The organism is Lacticigenium naphthae DSM 19658 (assembly GCF_000425865.1).
GTDB classification, from domain to species: Bacteria; Bacillota; Bacilli; order Lactobacillales; family Carnobacteriaceae_A; genus Lacticigenium; species Lacticigenium naphthae.
In genome coordinates, this window is record NZ_KE384469.1 from 1 (window position 1) to 6545 (window position 6545).

Sequence of the window (6545 nt, forward strand, 5' to 3'; positions counted from 1 at the left end):
AACAAATTAACTTCTGATACGATTTACGTCAATCAAAAGTTGACACTTAGTGGAACCGTAGAAGAAAGTAAACCGGCACCAACACCTATTCCCGAAGAAACAAAGCAAACAGTCTCTACCGTAACAGTACGTTATACGGTTAAAGCTGGAGATACACTATCTGCTATTGCCAAAAAGTATGGTGTAACTGTTTCTCAATTGAAAGAAATGAACAAATTGGAATCAGATTTGATTTACATCAATCAATCATTAACAATTAAAAAATCGGCAGCTTCAACAGTATCATCAACGCCTGATACAACTGTTAATGGCACAACTTCCTATACAGTGAAAAGTGGAGATACACTTTCACATATTGCTAAACAGTTTAATACAACGGTTACAAATATTAAACAACTAAACAATCTGAAATCAGATTTGATCTTTGTAAACCAATCATTAACAGTAAAATAAATACAAGAAAAGGATCCTCTCATTTGAGAGGATCCTTTTTCTTTTGAAATAAGTGAGATCATTTATAGGATCAATTTACCTATCAGCATAGTGATGGTAAACTACGTTCTAAAGAGTGTATAATAATTGAATTGTTATGCTGTTCCGGTAGGATAAATCTGAAGTAAACGATTCTGTAGGATTTGTATCGATATTTGTTGCCTCTCGATTACACTTGATTCCAGAATTAATAACTGTACTTTTCTTTTTTGTAGCGTCAACGTTCGGCCGGACCACAGGATTTGGATTTAGTGCGGGACTGGTGGATTTTATTTCACCCTGCAACTGATCATTAGCTAACCAATTCAATATGCTAGCTGTTCACGGTGTGGTTATTGTAGCGCTTCATTACTTTGGATTCAAATGGGCTATCCCACAGCCTTCGATTTAGCTACACTTGGATGCAAAGGTGGTTTAGCTGAAGAAGACTAGACAATCCCGATCAAGATTCGAACATCATCGCGTCTACAGTTGAGGGAACAGCCGGATCAGATGTAAGTATAAAATGGGAACCGTTTGGGCTGGGTTAGATGGTTCAGAAAATAGCGAATATAATAGACCGTATGCTACCCGCTTATGTGTGGAGATGAAAGCCCGGGATTAAGCAGAGGAAGGAAACAGATAATCTGCTGATATTTTAGGAACGAATACAAAAGGTGTCCGGGATACTCAAATTGCCGTCGGAACAGAAGGCCAGTTTTGTGCAGATGAAGTCGGAAACACACACTAGGAATATATTTTTAGGAATCGCAGACGGTTTCGTCTTTGCATACAACACTGATAAGTGTGAGCCTTAGATAGTCAGCTTAAATGCCTTCTGTACTTTGTTTTTTCGCAAATGGCCCGTAGGCTAAGCGACAGCTTTTCACGCTGGATATTTTTCCTCTTGTGATTTTGTGATTTATTTGATAGAATAGTGGCATTCGTATAAAAGAAAACTAGGAGAAGGATCACTAGGCGGGGCAATTTTTGTAGAGAGCACATGGATGGTGAAAATGTGTAAATAAAACCGGCGAACTCACCTTTGAGTCATACAACAGAAAACAGTAGTAAGTTGTATCGTATCTCTGCGTTAAAGAGCTGAGCTGCTAAGGAACCGTTTAGCAGAAATTTCAGGTGGTACCGTGAATATACCTATTCGCCCTGTAAACAATAATGGATTGTTTGCAGGGCTTTTTATATAAATTTTTTTAAATTAAAAGGAGTGGAATGCATGACTTTTCATCATGAAGAGATCGAGAAAAAATGGCAAGACTACTGGAAGAAAAACCATATGTTTAAAACAACCGAGGATGCGGATAAGGAGAATTATTATGCGTTAGATATGTTTCCCTATCCATCTGGACAAGGGTTACATGTAGGCCATCCTGAAGGATATACGGCTACAGATATATTGGCACGTATGAAACGGGCACAGGGGTTCAACGTTTTACACCCAATGGGTTGGGACGCTTTCGGACTTCCTGCTGAACAATATGCATTGGACACAGGAAACGATCCTGCCGAATTTACCGCGCTGAATATTCAAACATTCAAACGGCAAATCAATTCTCTTGGTTTCAGTTACGATTGGGATCGTGAAATCAACACCACAGATCCGGACTATTATAAATGGACTCAGTGGATTTTTACAAAATTATATGAAAAAGGATTAGCTTATCAAGCTGAAGTACCAGTAAACTGGTGTCCCGCATTGGGAACAGTGTTAGCAAACGAAGAAGTTATTGATGGGAAAAGTGAACGAGGTGGACACCCCGTTTACCGTAAGCCGATGAAACAATGGATGTTGAAAATCACTGCGTATGCTGACCGCTTGCTGGACGATTTAGAAGAAGTCGACTGGCCAGAAAATATAAAAGATATGCAGCGCAATTGGATCGGGAAATCGGTTGGAGCGGAGATCACATTTTTAATCAAAACGCTCAACGAAGAATTTACTGTCTTTACCACACGACCCGACACATTATTTGGTTCGACTTATGCAGTATTGGCACCTGAATCTGAATTAGTTCAAAAAATCACGATCCCAGAACAGAAAGAAGCGGTTGATGCTTATATCGAAGAAGCAAACCGCAAATCTGATTTAGAGCGAACAGATTTAAATAAAAATAAAACGGGCGTCTTTACAGGAGCTTATGCAATCAATCCAGCAACTGGCACAGCTATGCCGATTTGGATCGCTGATTACGTTTTAGCTACCTATGGAACAGGGGCCATCATGGCTGTTCCTGCTCATGACGAACGTGACTGGGATTTCGCCCGTCAATATGACTTGCCGATCATCCCAGTGTTAGAGGGCGGAAATGTCGCCGAAGCAGCTTTCACTGAAGACGGTCCGCACATTCACTCTGGATTCTTAGACGGGATGAATAAAGAAGAGGCCATCGAAACGATGAATGCTTGGTTGGAAGAAAAAGGTCTGGGCAGCAAAAAAACAACTTATCGTTTGAGAGACTGGCTCTTTTCACGTCAACGGTATTGGGGCGAACCGATTCCGGTGATTCATTGGGAAGACGGTACGACTACAACAATCCCTGAGGAACAGTTGCCGTTGACATTGCCGAAGACCGATGCCATCAAACCGAGCGGAACAGGTGAATCTCCATTGGCTGTGATCGATGAATGGGTAAATGTTGAAGACCCTAAAACAGGCATGAAAGGTCGGCGGGATACGAACACGATGCCACAATGGGCTGGGAGTTCCTGGTATTTCTTGCGGTACATTGACCCACACAATCAAGAACAATTAGCAGATCCTGAAAAATTAAAAAAATGGCTTCCGGTAGATATGTATATTGGAGGTGCCGAGCATGCGGTGCTGCATTTATTGTATGCACGTTTCTGGCATAAATTCTTATATGATTTAGAAATTGCTCCGACAAAAGAACCGTTCCAGCGTTTGTACAACCAGGGTATGATTTTAGGCGATAACAATGAAAAAATGTCTAAATCTAAAGGAAATGTGGTCAATCCAGATGAAGTAGTCGAAAAATTTGGTGCTGACACATTACGTGTTTATGAAATGTTTATGGGACCGTTGGATGCTTCGATTGCCTGGAATGAAGATGGGTTAGAAGGCGCTCGTAAATTCTTGGACCGTGTCTGGCGCTTGTTGATCGATGAAGAGGGAAAAGTACGCGACCGGATCACAAAACACACGGATGAAGAGTTGACTGTCGTGTATCATCAGACAGTGAAGAAAGTGACAGAAGATTTTCAAGACTTGCATTTCAACACGGGGATTTCCCAATTGATGATTTTTGTCAATGATGCGTATAAGGCCAAATTATTGCCGTTGGAATATATTGAAGGATTCTTAAAACTGTTAGCTCCTATAGCTCCTCATCTAGGTGAAGAGTTATGGAGTCGAATTCACGGCGTTGAAGAATCGATCACTTACAAACCATGGCCTAGTTTCGATGAAAGTAAATTAGTGAAAGACGAAGTAGAGGTAGTCTTTCAGGTCAATGGAAAATTACGTGCAAAAGCACAAACTGCACGGACGATTTCAAAAGAAGAGCTTGAAAAAATGGCGATGGATAACGAAAAAATTCAAGAATATTTACAGGGGAAAACGATCCGTAAAGTAATCGTTGTTCCCGGGAAACTAGTCAATATTGTAGCAAATTAACTGAATTGATAAAGTAGGGATAGAGAGGACGCAATAGTAGTCATTTTCTCTATCCTTTTCCTATTCCTGAAATGTGAACAGATGTCTTCACTTTTGTGGGAATTGCTTACAGGTTTGAGAGAATGTGTTAGTCTAGAATAAGATCAAAAATTAAAGTGATATAGATGGAGTGTTAATAATGAATCGAGAATTTATGAAAGACTACAAACGGATCGTGATTAAAATTGGGACGAATTCGATCATGAAATCGGTCAGTAAAGTAGATTACCGGAAAATCGATCGCTTAGCGTTTGTTTGTTCCAGTTTGCAGCAGGCAGGAAAAGAAGTTATTCTGGTTTCTTCGGGCGCTGTCGGGGTAGGTGCGAGTGTGCTGAAGCTAAAAGAATACCCTAAAAGCATCGGTGAACAACAAGCGGTGTCATCCGTAGGCCAAAGTGCATTGATGAATGTGTACAGTCGGTTCTTTCAACAATACAATCAATTTGTGGGACAAATTCTAATGACACGGGATGTGGTAGATTTTCCATTGTCGTATGAAAATAGTAAAACAGCGATTCAATCGCTTCTCGATAAGCAAGTTATTCCGATCATCAATGAAAATGATGCGGTATCGGTCGAAGAAATGAACCACCAGACGAAATTTGGGGATAACGATACCCTATCTGCCATTGTGTCGGAATTGATCGATGCAGATTTGCTCATTATCATGAGCGATGTCGAAGGCTTATTTGATGCCAATCCTATGACCCATAAAGAAGCTAAATTGATCCCTTATGTGAGTGAAATTACAGAAGAGATTCGCCAAATGGCTGGTGGAGTCGGTTCCGATTTTGCGACAGGCGGTATGCAAACAAAAATCGTCGCTGCTGAACGGATGTTAGCTAAAGGCAAAGCGGTCGTGATCACTAGCTCCGAATTTCCCGTTACACTATTCGATATAGTTGAAGGACAAGAAATAGGGACTCTCTTTAAGAAGATGGATAAATAAGGAGGAGAAATCATGGATGAAATGAATCAAACTTTAGCGAAAATCGGTAAAGAAGCAAAAGGTGCAGCCAAGCTATTGCGGACAGCTTCGACGCAAGAAAAGAATGAGGCACTGCTCCACATTGCAGAAGCTTTGACTAGTCAAAAAGAAACAATTTTAAAAGCAAATGAAAAAGACCGCAAAAATGCAAAAGCAAATGGATTGACTGATGCAATGATCGAACGGTTGACAGTGAATGAAAAACGGATCGAAGGAATGCAAGTTGGGTTGCGCCAAATGGTTTCCTTACCCGATCCAACGATGAAAACCGATACGCAATGGGTGAATGAACAAGGGCTACGAATCAGTCGACGACGAGTTCCTCTTGGCGTTATTGGAATCATATATGAATCGCGGCCGAATGTAACAGTGGACGCCTCCGGATTGTGTTTGAAAGCTGGGAACGCAGTTATCTTACGTGGTGGAAAAGAAGCGTTAGAAAGCAATCAGGCAATTATTCAAGCCATCCAATTAGGGCTTGAACGATCATCGTTGCCTGTGACCAGTGTGCAACTCATCACAGATCCTTCGAGAGAATTGGCTACACAATTCATGCAATTTAACGAGTGTGTGGATTGCTTGATCCCCCGTGGAGGAGCAGGATTGATTCAAGCGGTCGTAAAAAATGCGACCATTCCTGTCATTGAAACCGGGACGGGCAATTGTCACTTATATGTGCATGAAACAGCTGATTTGGAAATGGCGGCAGCTATTTTGATCAACGGGAAAACACAGCGTCCTTCTGTCTGTAATGCGTTGGAATCCTTGTTGGTAGATAAGAAGATTGCCGAGACAGCATTGCCTCTTTTGGGAAACAAACTGAGAGAAGCTGCTGTAGAAGTGCGGGGAGATGAGCAGACTGTCTCTCTAGTTGCACAAGCCATTCCGGCAAGCGAAGAAGATTATGCAACAGAATTTTTAGATGATATTATTTCTGTGAAAGTTGTGGAAGATTATGCAGAAGCAATCGCACATATCGACCACTATTCAACTGGCCACTCAGATGCAATCGTCACGAAAGATTACCAAGTCGCGCAAGATTTCTTAAACGACATCGATTCAGCAGCTGTCTACGTCAATGCTTCGACCCGTTTTACCGATGGAGAAATGTTTGGATTTGGTGGAGAAATTGGCATCAGCACCCAGAAATTACATGCCAGAGGGCCAATGGGCTTAGAAGCGTTAACGAGTTACAAATATGTGATCGAAGGCGAAGGTCAAATTAGAGAATAAAATGAAAGATTCTGGGACAGATATCCATATGCGTAAAGCATATAGGGATATCTGTCCCTCTCTATTTCCTACGTTTAATCAAGAGGAAAGAGTGATCAGAGGTAAACTTGCTCGAATGAGAGCGAACCGGTCGAGTTAGCTCGAGGTAGGTGGTGAAGTTGC

4 protein-coding genes and 1 other annotated feature are annotated in these 6545 nt (G+C 41.3%); all 4 genes read left to right on the forward strand.

Annotated elements, in window-relative coordinates:
• Nucleotides 1-453 (forward strand): LysM peptidoglycan-binding domain-containing protein (locus H626_RS11120; protein ID WP_035619298.1); only part of this gene is annotated, 453 nt, incomplete at its 5' end.
• A 970-nt stretch (nucleotides 454-1423) separates the two neighbouring features.
• Nucleotides 1424-1641: a binding site (T-box leader), on the forward strand.
• 64 nt (nucleotides 1642-1705) lie between these two features.
• On the forward strand, nucleotides 1706-4123 hold the full coding sequence (gene leuS / locus H626_RS0110120; protein WP_027109258.1) for a leucine--tRNA ligase: 2418 nt from the start codon (nucleotides 1706-1708) through the stop codon (nucleotides 4121-4123).
• 178 nt (nucleotides 4124-4301) lie between these two features.
• On the forward strand, nucleotides 4302-5111 hold the full coding sequence (proB, locus tag H626_RS0110125; protein ID WP_027109259.1) for a glutamate 5-kinase: 810 nt from the start codon (nucleotides 4302-4304) through the stop codon (nucleotides 5109-5111).
• A 12-nt stretch (nucleotides 5112-5123) separates the two neighbouring features.
• Complete coding sequence (locus H626_RS0110130) at nucleotides 5124-6383, forward strand: glutamate-5-semialdehyde dehydrogenase (protein WP_281170667.1); 1260 nt, start codon at nucleotides 5124-5126, stop codon at nucleotides 6381-6383.
• The last annotated feature ends 162 nt before the right edge of the window (nucleotides 6384-6545 follow it).